The sequence below is a fragment of the Bacteroides caecigallinarum genome, assembly GCF_016902295.1.
Lineage (GTDB): Bacteria > Bacteroidota > Bacteroidia > Bacteroidales > Bacteroidaceae > Phocaeicola > Phocaeicola caecigallinarum_A.
Genome location: NZ_JACJLQ010000006.1, coordinates 1 through 17575, shown reverse-complemented (window position 1 = coordinate 17575; position 17575 = coordinate 1). Strand labels below are relative to the sequence as shown.

Below are 17575 nucleotides of genomic sequence, written 5' to 3'. Positions count from 1 at the left end.
TAAATTATGGCAGGATATTTATCTGGTGATGTGCGTAAGGTTACCACACACCGTTTGACAGAGATGAAACAGAGAGGTGAGAAAATTTCTATGCTTACCTCATACGACTACACTATGGCGCAGATTGTTGACGGAGCGGGAGTTGACGTAATCCTTGTTGGAGACTCGGCTTCGAATGTTATGGCAGGTAATGTCACAACGTTGCCTATAACAATCGAACAGATGATTTATCATGGCAAGTCTGTTATGCGAGGTGTTAAACGTGCCTTGGTTGTAGTGGATATGCCTTTCGGAACATATCAGGCCGACGCTTACGACGGAGTGCGTAACGCTATCCGCATAATGAAGGAAACACATGCCGATGCGCTTAAACTCGAAGGTGGTGAGGAAATAATCGATACTGTTAAGAAAATTATCGGTGCCGGAATGCCTGTAATGGGACATTTGGGACTCATGCCTCAGTCTATCAACAAATACGGAACATATACTGTTCGTGCAAAGGAAGATGCTGAGGCAGAGAAACTTGTACGTGATGCTCATTTGTTGGAGGAGGCAGGATGTTTTGCTCTTGTGCTTGAAAAGATACCTGCGGAGCTTGCCAAAAGAGTCGCTTCAGAACTTACAATTCCTGTAATCGGAATCGGAGCAGGTGGCGGCGTTGACGGACAGGTACTGGTGGTAACGGATATGCTCGGAATGACTAAAGGCTTCAGCCCTAAGTTCCTGCGCAGATATGCAGACCTGCATACAATAATGACCGATGCTATAGGACAGTATGTCTCGGATGTAAAATCGAGTGATTTCCCTAATGAATCAGAACAATATTAATTCTAACATATAGGATTGGGACTAATAAATGAAGAACACCTTATTTATTGAGGTAAAAGTATCTTCATTTGTTGGTCCTATGTTTTTTTATAATGTTTCCCTAATTTTACAGTAATGTATGTACAACACTTCTTATAATACTGTTGAGCAAGGATTTTGGAATAAGAATTTCGTACTTCTCATTCTGTCTAATGTATTATTGTACATAAGCGTGTATATGCTGTTTCCTGTGCTGCAAGCCTGGATAGTAGGCAGATGGGGATATTCACCAACCGGTGCGGCATTCGTATCTTCATTGTTTGGTATAGCATTGTTTTTGCCTGGTGCGGTAAACAATTACCTTGTAGATGCATTTAAGCGAAAAAGTGTATGTACAAGGAGTATTATGTTGTTTGCGCTTCTCGGATTGCTGTATCCTTACGCAGACCAGATGTGGATGATATATACCTTGCGTGCCCTTCAGGGAGTATTGTTTGCCATAGCGCTAATGGTGACAGGGAGTACGCTGGTCATTGATGTCACACCAAGTCCGTTCAGGAGCAAGGCCAATTGGGTATTCGCTTTTTCAGGGGGTATAGGTATGCTGTTGGGAGCGTCCGGAGGATTGTTTTTTTCTTCCATTTTCTCCTTGAACAATATGATGTACATATCGGCAGGCTTTGCCGGAGTGGCGTTGTTTCTTGTGTCGATGATTGAGATTTGTTTCCGTGCCCCCCTCGAACCGCCATTGTTTTCTTTCGACAGATTTATACTGTTCCGCAACATTCCTCCGGGAATAAATATGATGACCGTTCCTTTTGTTTTGGGAACAGTTGTTTCATATAAACCCGATTCTTTTTTCTATCTTTGTATTGCACTCGGATTTATAATCTTCTGGTTCATTCCAAAAGCTATAAAGAGAAAGGCAGACGGTATAGTACGTGTAGTATCAGGCTATACAATAATGACCATATCTGTATATATCATTTCAGCTTATACGCAGACTCTTACATTATGTGTTGCAGGCGTCATGATGGGATTTGGAGTAGCCTCTGCAATGTGTGAGTTTCTGAAAATAATGATAAAGTTGCCGAAACATTGCGAACGCGGTACGGGATACCACACATATCAGCTGATGTGGGAAACCGGAATAATGATTGGTGTTACTTTAGGCTTTTATGCGTGCAGATATTACGATTTAAGCCCTATGGCTTTGGCAGGCCTGTTATGTATGCTTGGTCTATTATGTTATATTCTGTTTACACGCAGATATTTTCAGAAAAGAATGGAAATCAATTCAACAATTAAATAAATAAAGAATATGGCAGACGACAAAAAAATTATCTTTTCAATGGTCGGAGTGAGCAAGTCATTCCAGAACAACAAGCAGGTATTGAAAGACATCTACCTATCCTTTTTCTATGGAGCAAAAATCGGTATCATCGGTTTGAACGGTTCCGGTAAGTCAACTTTGATGAAAATCATTGCCGGTATTGAGAAAAGCTACCAGGGCGAAGTGGTATTCTCGCCTGGATATTCAGTGGGATATCTTGCTCAGGAACCGCAGCTGGACGATACAAAGACTGTGAAGGAAGTAGTAATGGAAGGTGTTCAGCAAGTCGTAGATACACTGGCAGAGTATGAAGAAATCAACAATAAATTCGGTCTGCCGGAATATTACGAAGACCCTGAGAAGATGGATGCACTCTTCGCGCGCCAGGCAGAATTGCAGGACATTATCGATGCTACAGACGCATGGAACCTCGACAGCAAGCTGGAACGTGCTATGGACGCACTGCGCTGTCCGCCTGAAGACCAGTTGGTGAAGAATCTTTCAGGTGGTGAACGCCGCCGTGTGGCATTGTGCCGTCTCCTTCTTCAGAAACCTGATATCCTCCTTCTTGACGAGCCTACCAACCACCTTGATGCTGAAAGTATTGACTGGCTGGAACAGCACTTGCAGCAGTATGAAGGTACAGTAATTGCCGTTACCCACGACCGTTACTTCCTCGACCACGTTGCAGGATGGATTCTTGAACTCGACCGTGGCGAAGGTATTCCATGGAAAGGTAACTATTCAAGCTGGCTTGAACAGAAGACAAAGCGTATGGAGATGGAAGAAAAGACAGCCAGCAAGCGCCGCAAGACTCTCGAACGCGAGCTTGAATGGGTACGCATGGCTCCTAAGGCACGTCAGGCCAAAGGTAAGGCACGTCTTAATTCATACGACAAACTCCTCAACGAAGACGTTAAGGCTAAGGAAGAAAAACTTGAAATCTTTATTCCAAACGGACCACGTCTCGGCAACAAAGTTATCGAAGCCAAGCATGTGGCTAAGGCATACGGCGAGAAGCTTCTGTTCGATGACCTCAACTTCATGCTTCCGCCTAACGGTATAGTAGGTGTCATCGGTCCTAACGGAGCCGGTAAGACAACCCTTTTCCGTCTGATTATGGGACTAGAAACTCCTGATAAGGGCGAATTCGAAGTCGGAGAAACTGTAAAAGTGGCATACGTTGACCAGCAGCACAAGGATATCGACCCTAACAAGACTGTATATCAGGTGATAAGCGGCGGAAACGACCTTATCCGTATGGGTAACCGTGATGTCAATGCCCGCGCATATCTGAGTCGCTTCAATTTCTCAGGTGCTGATCAGGAAAAACTTTGCGGAATGCTTTCAGGCGGTGAGAGAAACCGTCTTCACCTTGCAATGGCACTGAAGGAAGAAGGCAACGTATTGCTTCTCGACGAGCCTACAAACGATATTGACGTAAATACTCTTCGTGCCCTTGAAGAAGGTCTTGAGGATTTTGCGGGATGTGCCGTAGTAATCAGCCACGACCGTTGGTTCCTCGACCGTATCTGTACTCACATCCTTGCTTTCGAAGGCAATAGTGAAGTGTTCTACTTCGAAGGTTCATATACCGAATACGAAGAAAACAAGATGAAGCGCATGGGTAATGTAGAACCTAAGAGGGTACGTTACCGCAAGCTGATGGAAGATTGATAGATATACATGATAATATGATTAAAGCCGTTGGAGATAGTTCTTCAGCGGCTTTAATTTTTTTATTTTGGTTTTAAGTTCAATAAAAGCTAATACTTTACAAGAGTCCTGCCATATAAACAGGAAGACATAATATATCTTTGTCTTTGCGTACATCTTTTGTATATAAAAGATAACGGTTCTTTATTCTGGACGAATATTTTTCCTGAAACTTATCTAATGATTTATGGGAATTGTAACCCGATGACTTGACTTCAATTGGGCAGATTTTATCTTTTCGGGATAATAAGAAATCTACTTCATAATTGCGTACAACAGGGTTGTCCTCTGCATTGACTTTTTCAACTTTTTCCTTAAAAGTATAATAGAATAATTCGTTTCCTGAGCTTTTTAGGATTTGTGCAATAACATTTTCATAAACATATCCCAAATCTGTACTTAATTTATCGGAAAGTAATTTACGATATATGTCATTGTCGGTGTAGTCTTTATCCATAAATGCTAAAGTTACAAACAATCCTGTATCATTCAGGAACATCTTGAAACAATCATAGTCTGCATGAAGTGGTAAGCCTACACTTGGATCGTTAGCATGATATGCAAAATTCACAGTCATCGAATCCGCCATATCCATCAATAATTCTCCAAGGCGTGAAGCTGTGGCATTTTCTATTATGCTCCCGATCTTATAACGCATTGTGTTGCGTGATAATTCAGAAGGGATAGAGAGAAAAAGTCGTGAGGCTTTACCTGTAGGGTCTATTTTTCGGAAATCATCCATATATAATTCCAGAATATTTCGTTTAATTGCATCTACAGTAGAGAAATCATTTGAGTTTAAATATTCATTCACAGCTTGTGGCATTCCTCCAATGAGCATGTATAAACGGAAATCTTTCATTAATTCTCTGTTTACAGCATCTCCCATTGATTTTAGATTGTTGAATGAATATTGTATAAGTTCGAATGTTGGAGCTTTATTTACTGCCCAAAGAAATTCCTCGTAATCCATTGGATACATTGATATTCTGGTTTCTTCGCTTGGTATCAGAATGCCTTTTACGTTCTTTTTGATTGAAAGTAGGGAACCGGTTTCTATATAATCGTATCTATGGTCTTTTACCAAGTGTTTTATTGCCTGTCTTGCCGGAGGGTAAAGTTGTACTTCATCAAAAATTATAACGGATTTTCTTTGATGCAATGAGGTGTTGAATAGTGATTGTAGACGTAAAAAAAAGAAGTTAAGATCGGATAATTGATTAAACAATTCTTTTACGCTTTTGTCTGCTATTGAGAAATCAATCAGAATATATGATTCATATTCTTTGCGTGCAAATTCTTCAGCTATAGTTGATTTGCCGACACGTCGTGCTCCTTTTATTAAGAGAGCGGTATTACCATTGCTTTCTGCTTTCCATTTGATCATCCTATCATATATCTTTCTTTTGAATATTCTATCTACTGCCATGATAACTGATAATTATATTGTTATGTGTACTAAAATACTGTAAATTCATGATATGGCAAAATGTTTTAGCCCGTTTTTTGTCGTAAAATGGAAAATGTTTTAGACGTTTTTTGTCGTAAAATGGAAAATGTATGGTTGGCCTAATACCATATTTATAATAAAGATTCAAGTTACAAACCTGCAAATAACCTTACAAAATCTCTATCTACAACTTATATTTATAAAAACACAATTTGTAGATATATAAATATAAGTTGTATATACATATAAATAATCTGTATTTATAGAAAATGTCGAATCAAAAATGTTTTATTTCATGCCCATGATAAGTTTTTCTCCGTGTGATTAATTCTTTCTATTACAACCGTAATAAATGTTAATCATTTTGTTTATTGGGAAAATAGTTATTTCTTTGCAAAAGTTTCCGATGGAAAATATTTAAAGCGGTGAATAAAACAATAATACATTATGAAGTATCTTATAGTAGGAGGTGTGGCTGGAGGTGCCACTGCAGCGGCAAGAATCCGCAGAAATACGGAGAAGGCTGAGATTATCATGTTCGAGAAAGGGCAGTACATTTCGTATGCAAACTGTGGATTGCCATATTATATCGGCGGAGTGATAGACGACAGGAATAAACTTTTCGTTCAGACTCCGGAGGCTTTCGGCAAGAGATTCAATATCGACGTTAGAACAAATTCGGAAGTTGTATCGGTTGACGTGAAGAATAAGACAGTTGCAGTACGTACCAAGGACGGCAGAGAATATACCGAGCAGTACGACAAACTTCTGTTGTCGCCGGGAGCATCTCCGGTGGTTCCGCCGTTGCAGGGAATAGACAGCAAAGGGATATTCACACTGAGAAACGTAAACGATACTGACAAAATCAAGGAATATATCAGCAAAAACACTGTGAAGCGTGCCGTTATTGTGGGTGGTGGTTTTATCGGTCTTGAGATGGCTGAAAACCTTAAACATGCAGGAATGGAAGTGGCTGTAGTGGAAATGGCAAATCAGGTGATGGGACCAATCGACTATTCCATGGCGGCACTCGTGCACGAACATCTGCAGCAGCAGGGCGTGAAGCTGTATCTTGAACAGGCGGTTGAGTCTTTCAAGGATAACGGTACTTCCCTCGATGTAAACTTCAAGTCCGGAATTTCGCTTACCGCCGAACTGGTGATACTTTCTATCGGTGTTCGCGCGGAGACAAGACTTGCGGCAGAGGCAGGATTGAAACTGGGCGAAATGAAGGGTATCTATGTGAACGAATATCTTCAGACATCGGATGCCGACGTATATGCGGTGGGCGATGCCATAGAGTTCCCTCATCCCGTAACAGGCAAGCCATGGCTAAACTTCCTTGCTGGGCCGGCAAACCGTCAGGCAAGAATTGTGGCCGACAATATGGTGTTCGGCAACAAGGTGAAATACGAAGGTTCGATAGGAACAGCCATTGCCAAGGTGTTCGACCTTACTGTAGCTTCTACAGGTCTTCCTGCAAAGCGTCTGAAACAGATGGAGATACCGTATCTTTCGGCTACAATACATTCAGGTTCACATGCCGGTTATTATCCCGGAGCATTGCAGATGGATATAAAGATTACTTTCTCACCGGAGGACGGTCGTCTGTACGGAGCGCAGATTGTGGGTTATGACGGTGTGGACAAGCGTATAGATGAGTATGCTTTGGTAGTGAAGAACGGAGGTACGGTGTATGACCTTACAAGACTGGAACATGCGTACGCTCCACCATTCTCGTCAGCCAAAGACCCTGTGGCTGTTTCAGGTTATGTGGCAGGAAACATCCTTTCGGGCAAGATGACTCCGCTTTACTGGCGTGAACTTCGTGATGCAGATCTTTCGAAAGTCACTCTTATAGACGTGAGAACTCCTGATGAATATTCTTTGGGCAATATCCACGGTTCGATAAATATCCCTCTTGACGATATGCGTGACAGAATGGGCGAGATACCGACTGACAAACCTGTGTTCCTGTATTGCGGAGTAGGGTTGAGAGGTTATCTTGCATCGAACATTCTGAAGGAAAACGGGTTCAAGGATGTGCGCAATCTGATAGGTGGTGTAAAGACATACAAGGCAGCCGTGACAAAAGTCTGCACTCCCGGCGATGATGCCATGAAGTGTGCTGCCGAAGCAAAAGAGGCATGTTCGTGTGTAGTGGAACAGAGCGAAGCAAAGACCATAAAGGTTGATGCATGCGGTATGCAGTGCCCTGGTCCGATATTGAAACTGAAAAAGACAATGGAAGGACTCAAACCGGGTGAAAGACTTGAGATATCAGCTACAGATGCCGGTTTCCCAAGAGATGCAGAATCATGGTGCCGCACTACGGGTAATAAGTTCATATCTTCTTCACCTTCTGCAGGTATATATAAGGTGGTAATCGAGAAGGCTACGGCATGTGCCGCAGAGGCAGTAAAGCAGCAATCTTCGGCAGACGGAAAGTCATTTATCCTTTTCAGCGATGACCTCGACAAGGCTCTTGCCACATTCGTACTGGCAAACGGAGCTGCCGCCACAGGGAAGAAAGTCACTATCTTCTTCACATTCTGGGGACTTAATGCCATCAAGAAGGAACGCAAGCCGAGTGTACAGAAAGACATCTTCGGAAAGATGTTCGGCATGATGCTGCCTTCAAGCTCTAAGAAACTCAAACTCTCGAAGATGAATATGGGCGGTATAGGCTCTAAGATGATGAGATACATCATGAAGAACAAGGGTATCGAATCGCTGGAATCCCTCAGACAACAGGCTATCGACAATGGCGTAGAGTTCATCGCCTGCCAGATGTCGATGGACGTAATGGGAGTGAAGAAAGAAGAGTTGCTCGACAATGTAACGATAGGAGGAGTAGCTACATACATGGACAGAGCACAGGAGTCAAACGTAAATCTGTTTATCTGACGCATGGAGAAAATATCATGTATATGCAAGATGCGTGAACTTTATAAGGCTATCACCGAACTGGAGGATAGCCTTATGGAGATTTACGGCATATCACTCAACGAGGCTATGGTGATGTGCAGCATTGGCAGCAGGAAAGTTGCCGCAGGAGAGATTTCACAAATCACGGGATTTAAGTCGTCGCACCTCTCAAAGGTCCTTCGCTCGATAGAGGACAAGGGATTTCTGATAAGGGATTTCGGCGACAAGGACAAACGCCAGATTTATTTCTCTCTCACAACAGAGGCCATGCAGTGTATGGAGAAACTGAAGTGCGAAGGTCTTCCCGTACCGGAACTCTTGAGTGAGTTCTTCGCGTGCGGTCATGGAGAAAAAATGTAAGTATTATTTTAAATTTATAGATATATGAAGAAAATAGCATTACCGACAAGAAATGGCAATATTGACGACCATTTCGGACATTGTGCGTTCTACACGATTATAACTGTCAATGATAATAATGAAGTTGCAAAAACAGAAATCATGCCTTCTCCGGAAGGATGCGGATGCAAGTCGAACATTGCATACCAGCTTCAGGAAGACGGCATAACACTTATGCTGGCTGGTAATATGGGTATGGGTGCCCTAAACAAATTATCGTCTTGCGGAATCGAGGTGGTGAGAGGTTGCAGCGGTCCTGTGATGGATGTGGTTGAGGCTTATCTCAAAGGTGAGTTGAAAGACTCTGGCGAGGCATGCAGCCATCATGGTGAGGACGGACATGAGTGTCATAATCATTGATATCTGATATGGGAACAAAATTATAGACTTTCTGTGTAGAATTATCAAGACAGTTTCTTACCTTTGTCCCGATAAAAGAATCGAACATGTACGTAAAACTTATAATATCCTCTTCTGTATCTCGTTTCGGGACTATTTCTTTCACTTGTAGCAGGACTATCCTTAAGTGGATGCGTTCCTGCATGACGCTTTTTCTTGTCATGTTGTTCTTTGTGGGCAGCCTGCGGGCGCAGAAGCAGGACGGCTACTTCGGCGACAGCACCCTCTACGCCCTGTCCATGCAGATGTTCGACAGCATCCGGACGCCCGCCTTCTTCGACATGCAGCGGCGCGGACTGGAGCGTGCCGTGGCCACCGGCAGCAAGCACTTCGACTATGTGTTCCGCTCAGCCATGCTTTCACGCTACGAAATGACGGGCGACAAGCCGGGCTTCCTGCGTGCCGCCGACGAGCTGATAGCCTACTACCAGGCACAGGCCGACGACTCCTTGCTCTATTCCACCTGGGCGCGCCGTGCCGACCGCCTGCTCGTGTGGGGCGACTACGTGGATGCTGTCCTTTCCCTGCGCGGCATGGCCGACTATGCCCGCCGCCACAACCACCCGTTCGGGCTGCTGAACGCCGACTTCTACTTCGGCCAGTGCTACCTGAGCAACGGTCAGGACTCCGTGGCCGCCCGCCACTACCGCCAGGCCCTCGACGGGGCCATCCGCTACGGTTCGCCCGGACTGGCAGCCCGCAGCGGCTTCAACCTCGTCAACATCCTGCAAGGCTGGGGACGTTACGATGAGGCTCTGGCCTTGAGTGACTCTCTGCCTGCTTACATTCATCAGTGGGAGGTGATGAAAGGCATCGCCGTCAATCCCGTGCTGCGGGTGCAGAACGCCATGTACCGCCTCAAGGTGCTCATCAGCCGGGCCGACCTGCCTGCCGCCACCGCCTGGCGCGACACGATGCTCCTTTATAACAACATGTATGCCGACCCCTCGCAGCAGGAGGAACTACAATACACGCTGGCCCGCTACGAGCGCCTGGCAGGAAACAACACCGAGGCCGAACGCATCCTGCGCATGCTGGCCGACTACAGCCGCAGCCGGGGCAACCAGGCCCGCATGGCTCGTTACTACCGTTCGTTGGCCGATGTCCTGCGAGCCGAAGGTAAGTATGCCGAGGCTGCCGACAGCTATCACCTCTACGCCGGAGCTGCGGACAGTGCGCAGACAGCCGCCTCGAACGCTCAGCTTAACCGCCTGTCGCGCCTCTACCGCCTGGACGAGCTGGAGCAGGAGAAGCGCGTGGCCCTGGCCGAGCAGAGCCGTGCCCGCACGTTGGCCGGGTCTGCACTGACAGTAGCCGTGTTGCTGTTGGCCCTGTGCGTGCTGCTGGTGGTGCATCACCGCCGCCTGCGTCAGAAGAACCGCGAGCTGGTGGCACGCATCCGCAGTCAGGAAGAAGCCGAGCGGCGTGCCGAGGAGGCTGCCCGACAGGCCAAGACTGAACAGCCCGCTGATGAACTGTCGCGCGAGATGCAGCTCTTCCGCCGCCTGCAAGCGTTGCTGGCCGATGCGGAAATATTGCGTCAGCCTAAATTGGGACGCGACGAGCTGGCGGAAATACTGGGTACCAACCGCACCTACGTGGCCGATGCCATAACTGCCTGTACGCAGAAAACAGTCTCACAGTATGTTTCGGATATGCGGGTGAAACATGCCCGCTATCTGCTGGACCATCATCCTGAAATATCGTTGGCGGACATCAGTGTGGCCTGTGGTTTCCTGTCGCAGAGTAACTTTACCCGTTGTTACCGTATCTATTATAGCATTACCCCTGGCGAATACCGTAAACTGGTTACCGAAGAGCCGGTTGATTAATCATTGTTATGGCAGATTTGCAATCAATCTGCCATATTCACCGCAGATTGCAAATCTGCGGTAACACAAACGCCTCATTGTTGTGGCAGATGCAGTCTGATGATAAAAAAGTTTGTTTCTATTTCATTGAATATTAGTGTTTTGCGTATACATCAAAAGAAATTGCGTATACAACATAGCTTTTCCCCGCCAATTCTTACCTTCACGCCACATTATTAAAACAGATGTGTATACGATGAATCTTTTTGCTTCAGACACCTGCTGGATTTATATCACCCGGAGTACTTTTCGCGGGGTAAAACGTCATATCCATTATAGCGGCGGGGAGGATCGGGAGGCCTTCTTGTTACGCTGTGCGGAGCAGGGCGAACATCCGGTGTACTGCCGTCGCTTCGACAACACCTTCGACGCTTTGGCCCATAAACTGATGTTGGAGCACTTGTCTGTCGCGACGCTGGATTTTCTGATACGGCGTTATGGGGAGAGTGGTGAACATAGTCTGTAGTAAGAATGGTACAACTGATATTATTATTTATTCATTCATTAATTAATACATTATTATTATGAGAACAATTGAAGAAACAAAAATGAACGGAGAAGTTTACGAAGCCCCACAGTGTGAAATCATCGAAATGCAGGCCGAAGGCATCCTGTGTGCCAGCGGAGAAGATTATCAGGATGGAGGCTCCTTGGGCAGTACAGCTCATTGGTAATAAAACCTTCCGGTAAGGATTTTGAAAACGAATGACTGATTAAACAACAGAACGGAAACAGAATGAAGAGACTACATGCAAAATGGCTGCTGCCCCTGCTGGCGGCAGCATGTGCTGTAACCGGTTGTGATACTGCCGGAGTACAGGAAGATGATGATACCAGCCAGGAACGTCCGTTCCGGGCTACTTCGCGGATAGGCGGAAACGATACCCGTGCCACCGTCGACAGCGACGCGCTGACATTCAAGTGGGAGAATAAGTCTGAGGAAGCCCACCTGGTCTACAAGGACGGTGAACAGACGGGCTATACTTTTACCATCGATCAGAATACAATTTCGGATGACGGACGTCAGGCCGATTTCGGGGCGGAAAGCGGTTTCGAGGCAGAAGCTGGAACCTGGTTGCTGGCCGCAATTCCTACTACTGGCTATACTGCCGCTGAAGGTGGAAGCTATACCTTCACGATGCCCGAGGAGGATGTCGTACAGACAGGGAATAACAGTACGGAGCATATCGGCCTGCGGATGCCCATGTACGCCCGGGCGCAGGCTACGGCCGAACGTACCGCGTCTTTCAGTTTCAAACACCTGGGTTCGTTGTTACGCTTCCGGGTGAAGAATCTTAACTCCGGAGCGGAAACCATAACCGGTATCGGGGTGGAAGCGGAGAATGGCAGAGGGGTTTTCGGCCGTAGTGTTACGTTGACAGCAGACGGAGCGTCTGTAACGGCCACTTATGCGGACGAAGGCGATTCCCGTATCGGAGTGACGCTGTCCGATTGTACCGTTGCGTCGGGCGAAATGCTGACTGCCTATACGGCTACGCTGCCCGGCGCGTCATTCGGCGATGGAACCGTTCTGAAAGTGGTGCTGACCACAGGCGGTGGAAGTTATGTAAGCGACCGTTTTACCATTACTGACGGCAGCGGCCTTTCCTTGACAGACGGCAAATGGACTCCCGGAAAATTCTATACCTTGAATCTGACACTCGACAATGAGCTGCGGTTTGAAGGAGTGAATCACGATGGCTTTACAGAGACCGACAATGATATAGAGTGGTAGGAGCTGGCTGAAAATTGAGAACGCTGAATAACGAAATCCATGTAAAATTCAAGTGTATGAATACAATGAGACATCTTTTCCGGGCGCTGCCGCTCGGGGTCGCCTCGTGTGACAAGGAAGATATCCCCATCAGCTACGGCGGCGATTCTTCTGAAATCACCGTTACAGGAGGAGAAACCATCTGGGCAGACTGAGATTGGTATATCAGGTCAGAACTTGAAACTCCTATACCGGGCAGGAGTATTTGTGCCCGGAAACCATTCATATTTTTATAAGCATGAAAACACATGATAATGACGTTTATTTTTTCTGTAATGAAATAAGTTCCTTCCGTTTTGACGTTATAGGCCACTCCATTACAAGCGGCCAGAGTTTTGAAGGGGTGACGGAGGCCTGTAAAGATTCGGGCGGTTGGAAAATAACGGTAAAGGCCGGACGTAAAGGTTCTGGAAGTGTGGCAGGCTGGTTCAAGGACAAGGTACTCCCCGGTAAGGCTACAGCTACAAAGAATCACGGAGATTGGCCGGATGAATTGAATTTCGCGGTCGAAGGTACACTGCTGGTAGTAGCGGACGGAAAAGAGTATAAGAGTAACCAGAACTGGATAATCGCGCAAGGACATACGGCAGGAGGCTACAACAACTGGTGGCTTGGCAGCAAGGACATGGGAAACCTTGGAGAAGGCAGTGGTTTCAGTTTTTTGAGCAACGAATATTCCGTCACTTTATCGCCGACTGACGGTAAAGGTGAGCAGATAGCCCTTTCGTTTACGGAAAAGGATACCAACGAGTTCAATATGCAGCTGACAAAGCAACACAGAGGTCTGGAAGTGCCGTGTCACAAAGAGAAGCTGGATGGACAGAAACATCGGTGCAGTGATAATTTTTCGACGAAATTGTTTCCGAAAGACAAACCGTTCGTATGGATGTGTCCGGATGGGGTAACGTTTACCGTAATGGAAGCCAAGAAGGCAGCTACCGATAATACCGTCTTCAAGAACGTCGGAAACCGTACGATAACCCCGTATAAGGATGCTGAAAATCTATATATTGCAGACGTGAAGGTAAGCTCCGGTATGTCTGTAGAGGATGTCTTTACAGTAACGGTATGTCCTGTAACCTATTCGGGAGTCGATGAATTGACCTTTTCATCCATTTCAGATTTACATCTGGGAGCCACTGAAGAAGGGGATATCGTACCGCCTGAAACAAAAGGGGTACAGCTGAGAGACTACCAGGGAGAAGATAAGGCTTTGATTGAGGAGAAATATAGCTCGGACCGGCGTCTGGTAAATCTGGAGAAGGCATTGCTGGAAAAAGAAGGTGGAAGCTTTACCATTATCCAGGGGGATATAACTACCGGAACTAAAAACAACCAGCTGGACAAGTATAAGGATTGTTTTATTCCGGTGATGGAACAGGAAAATTGCATGCCGATGTGTGAAGGATGGGGAAATCATGATGTCTATTGTTTTTCCTTCTCTGCCAATGTAGGAAACTTTGTTAAGGACCGTAATCGGGATGTACGTAAGAATTGGTTGCCTGATTTCCATTTTGGTGACAATGATTCTAAAGACGCAGCAGATAAGGAGAACGGACATTATTGCTTTAAAATCCAACTGAGAGGAAACGGATATGCTGATACGATACCTGTGAATTTCTTCATGCTGAATCTTTATCCCGGATATGGCAATTTAGACCATCCTGAGAATGAGTATTCCCGTAGTAAGAATAATCCGTTCTACTCAGCGGAGTTCCTGAAAAAATACCTGCCTGAGAATAAAGACGAAATCATATTCATAGCATTCCATTACAACGATTCAGAAGGTTATGAATCGTTGGATGAATTATGCGAAGGTTATACCAATGTGTTCCTGCTGACCGGTCATGACCATAGTAACGATTACATAACACCGAATGTAGGGAAAAGTACATACATAACGACAAATGGCAAGAGTATCGTGAAATTTGTTTGTGCGGGAGGTATGAATACCCAAGAACTGAAATTCCTTACTGTCAATTTGAAACGTACCGGTGAAAAGACTGTGCAGATGACTTATAAATGGGTGACCAGATGCGATGGGGATGAATCGAATACATGCGGTGACGAAACAAGTATTGTCTTGAATTATGATAAAGGGGCAGACTGACCTGCTTGAAACGTAACGCATTGAACCAATAAAAAAGAAATGACAAATGAAAACAAGGAAAATATGAAAGCAAAACACATTCTATTGACCGCACTGGCCCTGCTGTTGGCAGCCTGCGGCAACGAAGAAATCATTGAGAACAACGAAAGCGGCAGCACGGGGAAGGTACACATGACCTTTACCGCCGGAACACCGCAGACACGTACCTCGCTGGCCGAGGACGGCCATGCCGTAAACTGGACGCAGGGCGACCTGGTAGCCATCTACGACGGAACGGAAACCATCTGCAAGTTTGAAGCAACCGAAGTCAGCGGCAGCACCGCCACCCTGAAAGGCGAGGCAGCCGAGACCGATACCTACACCGCCTTCTATCCCTACACCGACGACGGGACGCTGACCCTCACCCACGATGCCATCACCTTCACCCTGCCCGCCACGCAGACAGCCACGGCAGGCGGCTTTGCCAATGGGCTGAACCCCTCGTGGGCACAGGCGACGGACGGCAGCAAAAATCTGACGTTCCGGAACCTCTGCGCCCTGGCCAAGTTCACCGTGGACGCAGACGGTGTGACGGAAGTTACCCTGACCGCCAATAATACCGGCGATGCACTGTCAGGCGGGCTGACCTATACCATCGCCGATGGTACGCTGACCGCCACGGGAAGCGCTTCCCGGTCGGTAACGCTGACGGGAACCTTCACGAGAGGCGAGGAGTACTACTTCGTCGTGGCTCCCGGCACGCTGACGGGCGGCATTACCCTGAACTATATGGGTGAAGGCGGCAAGACATACGTCAAGACCACCCAAAGCGAGGTGACCTTCACCGCCGGAAAGATTACCAACCTGGGCGCACTGGATATCGCCAATTTCACCGAGGCCCTCAATGCGGCGTTTGCCAATGCCGTGAAAGAATTCAACCCAAATATCGGCTGGAGGGCGAACCCCGATGGCACCGTATCCCTGGATGAGAATAACCGAATGCAAATAATAATGAATGGGGGAACTTTCTTGTTTTTGCAAAATAAAAACATTACCAGCCTTGCCGGCATTGAGTACTTCACCGATCTGGAGACTTTGGATTGCATGGATAATCAATTGACTACCCTTGATGTAACCAAGCTGACCAGTCTGAAGTTTTTGGTGTGCAACGATAATCAACTGACTGCCCTTGATGTAACCGGGCTGACCAGTCTGAAGAATTTATTCTGCAGCGATAATCAACTGACTACCCTTGATGTAACCGGGCTGACCAGTCTGACGGATTTGGAGTGCAACGGTAATCAACTTGTCTCGTTGGATGTCAGCACTTTGAAAGAGCTTCAAATTTTGTGGTGTCATGGCAACAAGATGACGGCTCTCGATATAACCAATAACGCATATTTGGGGGATTTGAAGTGCGGGAACCAGCAAGATAATCAGCAACTGACCCTGACATTGTGGGACACCAAGAAGGAGTTTTGGGACAGGATGTTAAACATGTATTCAGATGAAAACAGCAATGTCACAACCAATGTTAAACCGAGTCCTGTCGAAGCCGGACATAACGGCTACGAAGATGACGGCGGAGAACCCGTATTGCAGTAAACCGGAATCAGCCGACATAGGTTGGTAGCAAGCCCTTAGTGTCATCGTACCGCGAATAGATGAAAATATTTCGGTTCCAGCCCCTAGTGTTCCGGCAGATTTGCAATCTGCCGTTTGGCGGGTGCGGAGTCGCAACTACTGTTCTGGCAGATTTGCAATCTACCATATCCTATTATACCGCAGATTACAAATCTGCGGTAACGTGTGAAAGGGTAACGTGATTACAAATCTGCGGTAACGTGTGAAAGGGTAACGTGTTAAAGAGTAATATATCAGGCAGAGAAACGAAAGAATAAAATTTCAGTTCTTTTGTTTTTCTGCCTATTTTCGTATCTTTGTTCCAAACGTGCATCGGCTTCGTCCCTAAATTTTAATTCTTAATTCTTAATTATTAATTGAACAACATGAAATACCCGATAGGAATCCAGAGCTTTGAGCAGATAATCGAAGATGGTTATGTCTATATCGACAAGACCGACCTGGTATATAAACTTACCCACGAAGGCAAGATTTATTTCCTTAGCCGTCCGCGGCGTTTCGGTAAAAGCCTTCTTGTCTCCACGCTAAAGAACTATTACTTAGGGCATAAGGAACTTTTCAAGGGACTGAAGATAGACAGCCTGGAGAAGGACTGGAATGTACATCCGGTGTTCCATGTGGATTTCAATGGTTCCAACTTCTTGGATGAAGGCGTTCTGGAGAAACGCCTGTACGCTTATGTGAGGGATTGGGAAAGGCAGTATGGTCTTGTTTCGGATGCTGACAGTCTTGACTTGGGAGGACGTTTTATGGAAGTCCTTCGTGCCGCCCACGAACAGACAGGCCGTCGTGCCGTAGTCCTGATTGATGAGTACGACAAGCCTATCTTGGATGTACTTGATACTGATTACGGTCTTGAAGACCGTCACCGTAACGTATTGAAAGGATTCTATTCCGTGTTCAAGGTGGCCGATAGCCACCTCCAGTTCGTGCTTCTCACGGGAGTAACGAAATTCTCTCAGGTGAGCGTGTTCAGCGGCTTCAACCAGCCTGACGACATCAGCATGGATGCCCGCTACGAGACTCTTTGCGGCATAACTCAGGAAGAGCTCCGGAATTATTTCTCCGAGCCTGTCAGGGATATGGCATCCGTTTATCATTGTACGGAGGAAGAGATGATGCAAAGATTGAAAGGACAATACGACGGTTATCATTTCAGCGACAG

At 46.2% G+C, this 17575-nt stretch carries 14 protein-coding genes; 13 read left to right on the top strand and 1 reads right to left on the bottom strand.

Annotation, left to right across the window (positions count from 1 at the left end):
• Positions 1-6: 6 nt before the first annotated feature.
• The 3 genes from panB to ettA all read left to right on the top strand — a co-directional run bounded on the left by panB (position 7) and on the right by ettA (position 3817).
• A complete protein-coding gene (gene panB / locus H6A27_RS02890) occupies positions 7-828 on the top strand; it encodes a 3-methyl-2-oxobutanoate hydroxymethyltransferase (protein ID WP_204404802.1) in 822 nt (273 codons plus the stop codon).
• Between the two features lie 118 nt (positions 829-946).
• Positions 947-2119 (top strand): MFS transporter, encoded by a 1173-nt coding sequence (locus tag H6A27_RS02885; protein ID WP_204507604.1) that lies wholly within the window; start codon positions 947-949, stop codon positions 2117-2119.
• A 9-nt stretch (positions 2120-2128) separates the two neighbouring features.
• Positions 2129-3817, top strand: coding sequence for an energy-dependent translational throttle protein EttA (gene ettA, locus H6A27_RS02880; protein ID WP_204507603.1), 1689 nt, complete (start codon positions 2129-2131; stop codon positions 3815-3817).
• 97 nt (positions 3818-3914) lie between these two features.
• Here ettA and H6A27_RS02875 read toward each other — a convergent pair whose 3' ends face one another.
• Positions 3915-5285, bottom strand: coding sequence for an ATP-binding protein (locus H6A27_RS02875; protein WP_204507602.1), 1371 nt, complete (start codon positions 5283-5285; stop codon positions 3915-3917).
• Between the two features lie 468 nt (positions 5286-5753).
• Here H6A27_RS02875 and H6A27_RS02870 point away from each other — a divergent pair, with 468 nt between their 5' ends.
• The 10 genes from H6A27_RS02870 to H6A27_RS02825 all read left to right on the top strand — a co-directional run.
• Complete coding sequence (locus H6A27_RS02870; protein WP_204507601.1) at positions 5754-8213, top strand: FAD-dependent oxidoreductase; 2460 nt, start codon at positions 5754-5756, stop codon at positions 8211-8213.
• 3 nt (positions 8214-8216) lie between these two features.
• Positions 8217-8594: a MarR family winged helix-turn-helix transcriptional regulator gene (locus tag H6A27_RS02865; RefSeq protein ID WP_154044569.1), complete on the top strand. Its 378-nt coding sequence runs from the start codon at positions 8217-8219 to the stop codon at positions 8592-8594.
• Positions 8595-8618: 24 nt separating this feature from the next.
• Positions 8619-8993, top strand: a complete 375-nt coding sequence (locus H6A27_RS02860) for a NifB/NifX family molybdenum-iron cluster-binding protein (RefSeq protein ID WP_204392682.1) — start codon at positions 8619-8621, stop codon at positions 8991-8993.
• An 86-nt stretch (positions 8994-9079) separates the two neighbouring features.
• Positions 9080-10864: a helix-turn-helix domain-containing protein gene (locus H6A27_RS02855; protein ID WP_204507600.1), complete on the top strand. Its 1785-nt coding sequence runs from the start codon at positions 9080-9082 to the stop codon at positions 10862-10864.
• A gap of 563 nt (positions 10865-11427) precedes the next feature.
• Positions 11428-11577, top strand: coding sequence for a hypothetical protein (locus H6A27_RS02850; protein WP_204507599.1), 150 nt, complete (start codon positions 11428-11430; stop codon positions 11575-11577).
• Between the two features lie 62 nt (positions 11578-11639).
• Positions 11640-12638 (top strand): fimbrillin family protein, encoded by a 999-nt coding sequence (locus tag H6A27_RS02845; protein WP_204507598.1) that lies wholly within the window; start codon positions 11640-11642, stop codon positions 12636-12638.
• 14 nt (positions 12639-12652) lie between these two features.
• Entirely contained in the window at positions 12653-12832 is a 180-nt protein-coding gene (locus tag H6A27_RS02840) for a hypothetical protein (RefSeq protein ID WP_204507597.1), read from the top strand.
• Positions 12833-12915: 83 nt separating this feature from the next.
• Positions 12916-14787, top strand: a complete 1872-nt coding sequence (locus tag H6A27_RS02835) for a metallophosphoesterase (RefSeq protein ID WP_204507596.1) — start codon at positions 12916-12918, stop codon at positions 14785-14787.
• 39 nt (positions 14788-14826) lie between these two features.
• Entirely contained in the window at positions 14827-16371 is a 1545-nt protein-coding gene (locus H6A27_RS02830; RefSeq protein WP_204507595.1) for a leucine-rich repeat domain-containing protein, read from the top strand.
• Positions 16372-16775: 404 nt separating this feature from the next.
• Positions 16776-17575 (top strand): ATP-binding protein (locus tag H6A27_RS02825; protein WP_204507594.1); only part of this gene is annotated, 800 nt, incomplete at its 3' end.

Excerpts from the sequence above, each read along its gene's own strand:
- panB (WP_204404802.1), top strand. The coding sequence starts at position 7 with ATGGCAGGATATTTATCTGGTGATGTGCGTAAGGTTACCACACACCGT.
- H6A27_RS02885 (WP_204507604.1), top strand. The coding sequence starts at position 947 with ATGTACAACACTTCTTATAATACTGTTGAGCAAGGATTTTGGAATAAG.
- ettA (WP_204507603.1), top strand. The coding sequence starts at position 2,129 with ATGGCAGACGACAAAAAAATTATCTTTTCAATGGTCGGAGTGAGCAAG.
- H6A27_RS02875 (WP_204507602.1), bottom strand. The coding sequence starts at position 5,285 with ATGGCAGTAGATAGAATATTCAAAAGAAAGATATATGATAGGATGATC.
- H6A27_RS02870 (WP_204507601.1), top strand. The coding sequence starts at position 5,754 with ATGAAGTATCTTATAGTAGGAGGTGTGGCTGGAGGTGCCACTGCAGCG.
- H6A27_RS02865 (WP_154044569.1), top strand. The coding sequence starts at position 8,217 with ATGGAGAAAATATCATGTATATGCAAGATGCGTGAACTTTATAAGGCT.
- H6A27_RS02860 (WP_204392682.1), top strand. The coding sequence starts at position 8,619 with ATGAAGAAAATAGCATTACCGACAAGAAATGGCAATATTGACGACCAT.
- H6A27_RS02855 (WP_204507600.1), top strand. The coding sequence starts at position 9,080 with ATGTACGTAAAACTTATAATATCCTCTTCTGTATCTCGTTTCGGGACT.
- H6A27_RS02850 (WP_204507599.1), top strand. The coding sequence starts at position 11,428 with ATGAGAACAATTGAAGAAACAAAAATGAACGGAGAAGTTTACGAAGCC.
- H6A27_RS02845 (WP_204507598.1), top strand. The coding sequence starts at position 11,640 with ATGAAGAGACTACATGCAAAATGGCTGCTGCCCCTGCTGGCGGCAGCA.
- H6A27_RS02835 (WP_204507596.1), top strand. The coding sequence starts at position 12,916 with ATGAAAACACATGATAATGACGTTTATTTTTTCTGTAATGAAATAAGT.
- H6A27_RS02830 (WP_204507595.1), top strand. The coding sequence starts at position 14,827 with ATGACAAATGAAAACAAGGAAAATATGAAAGCAAAACACATTCTATTG.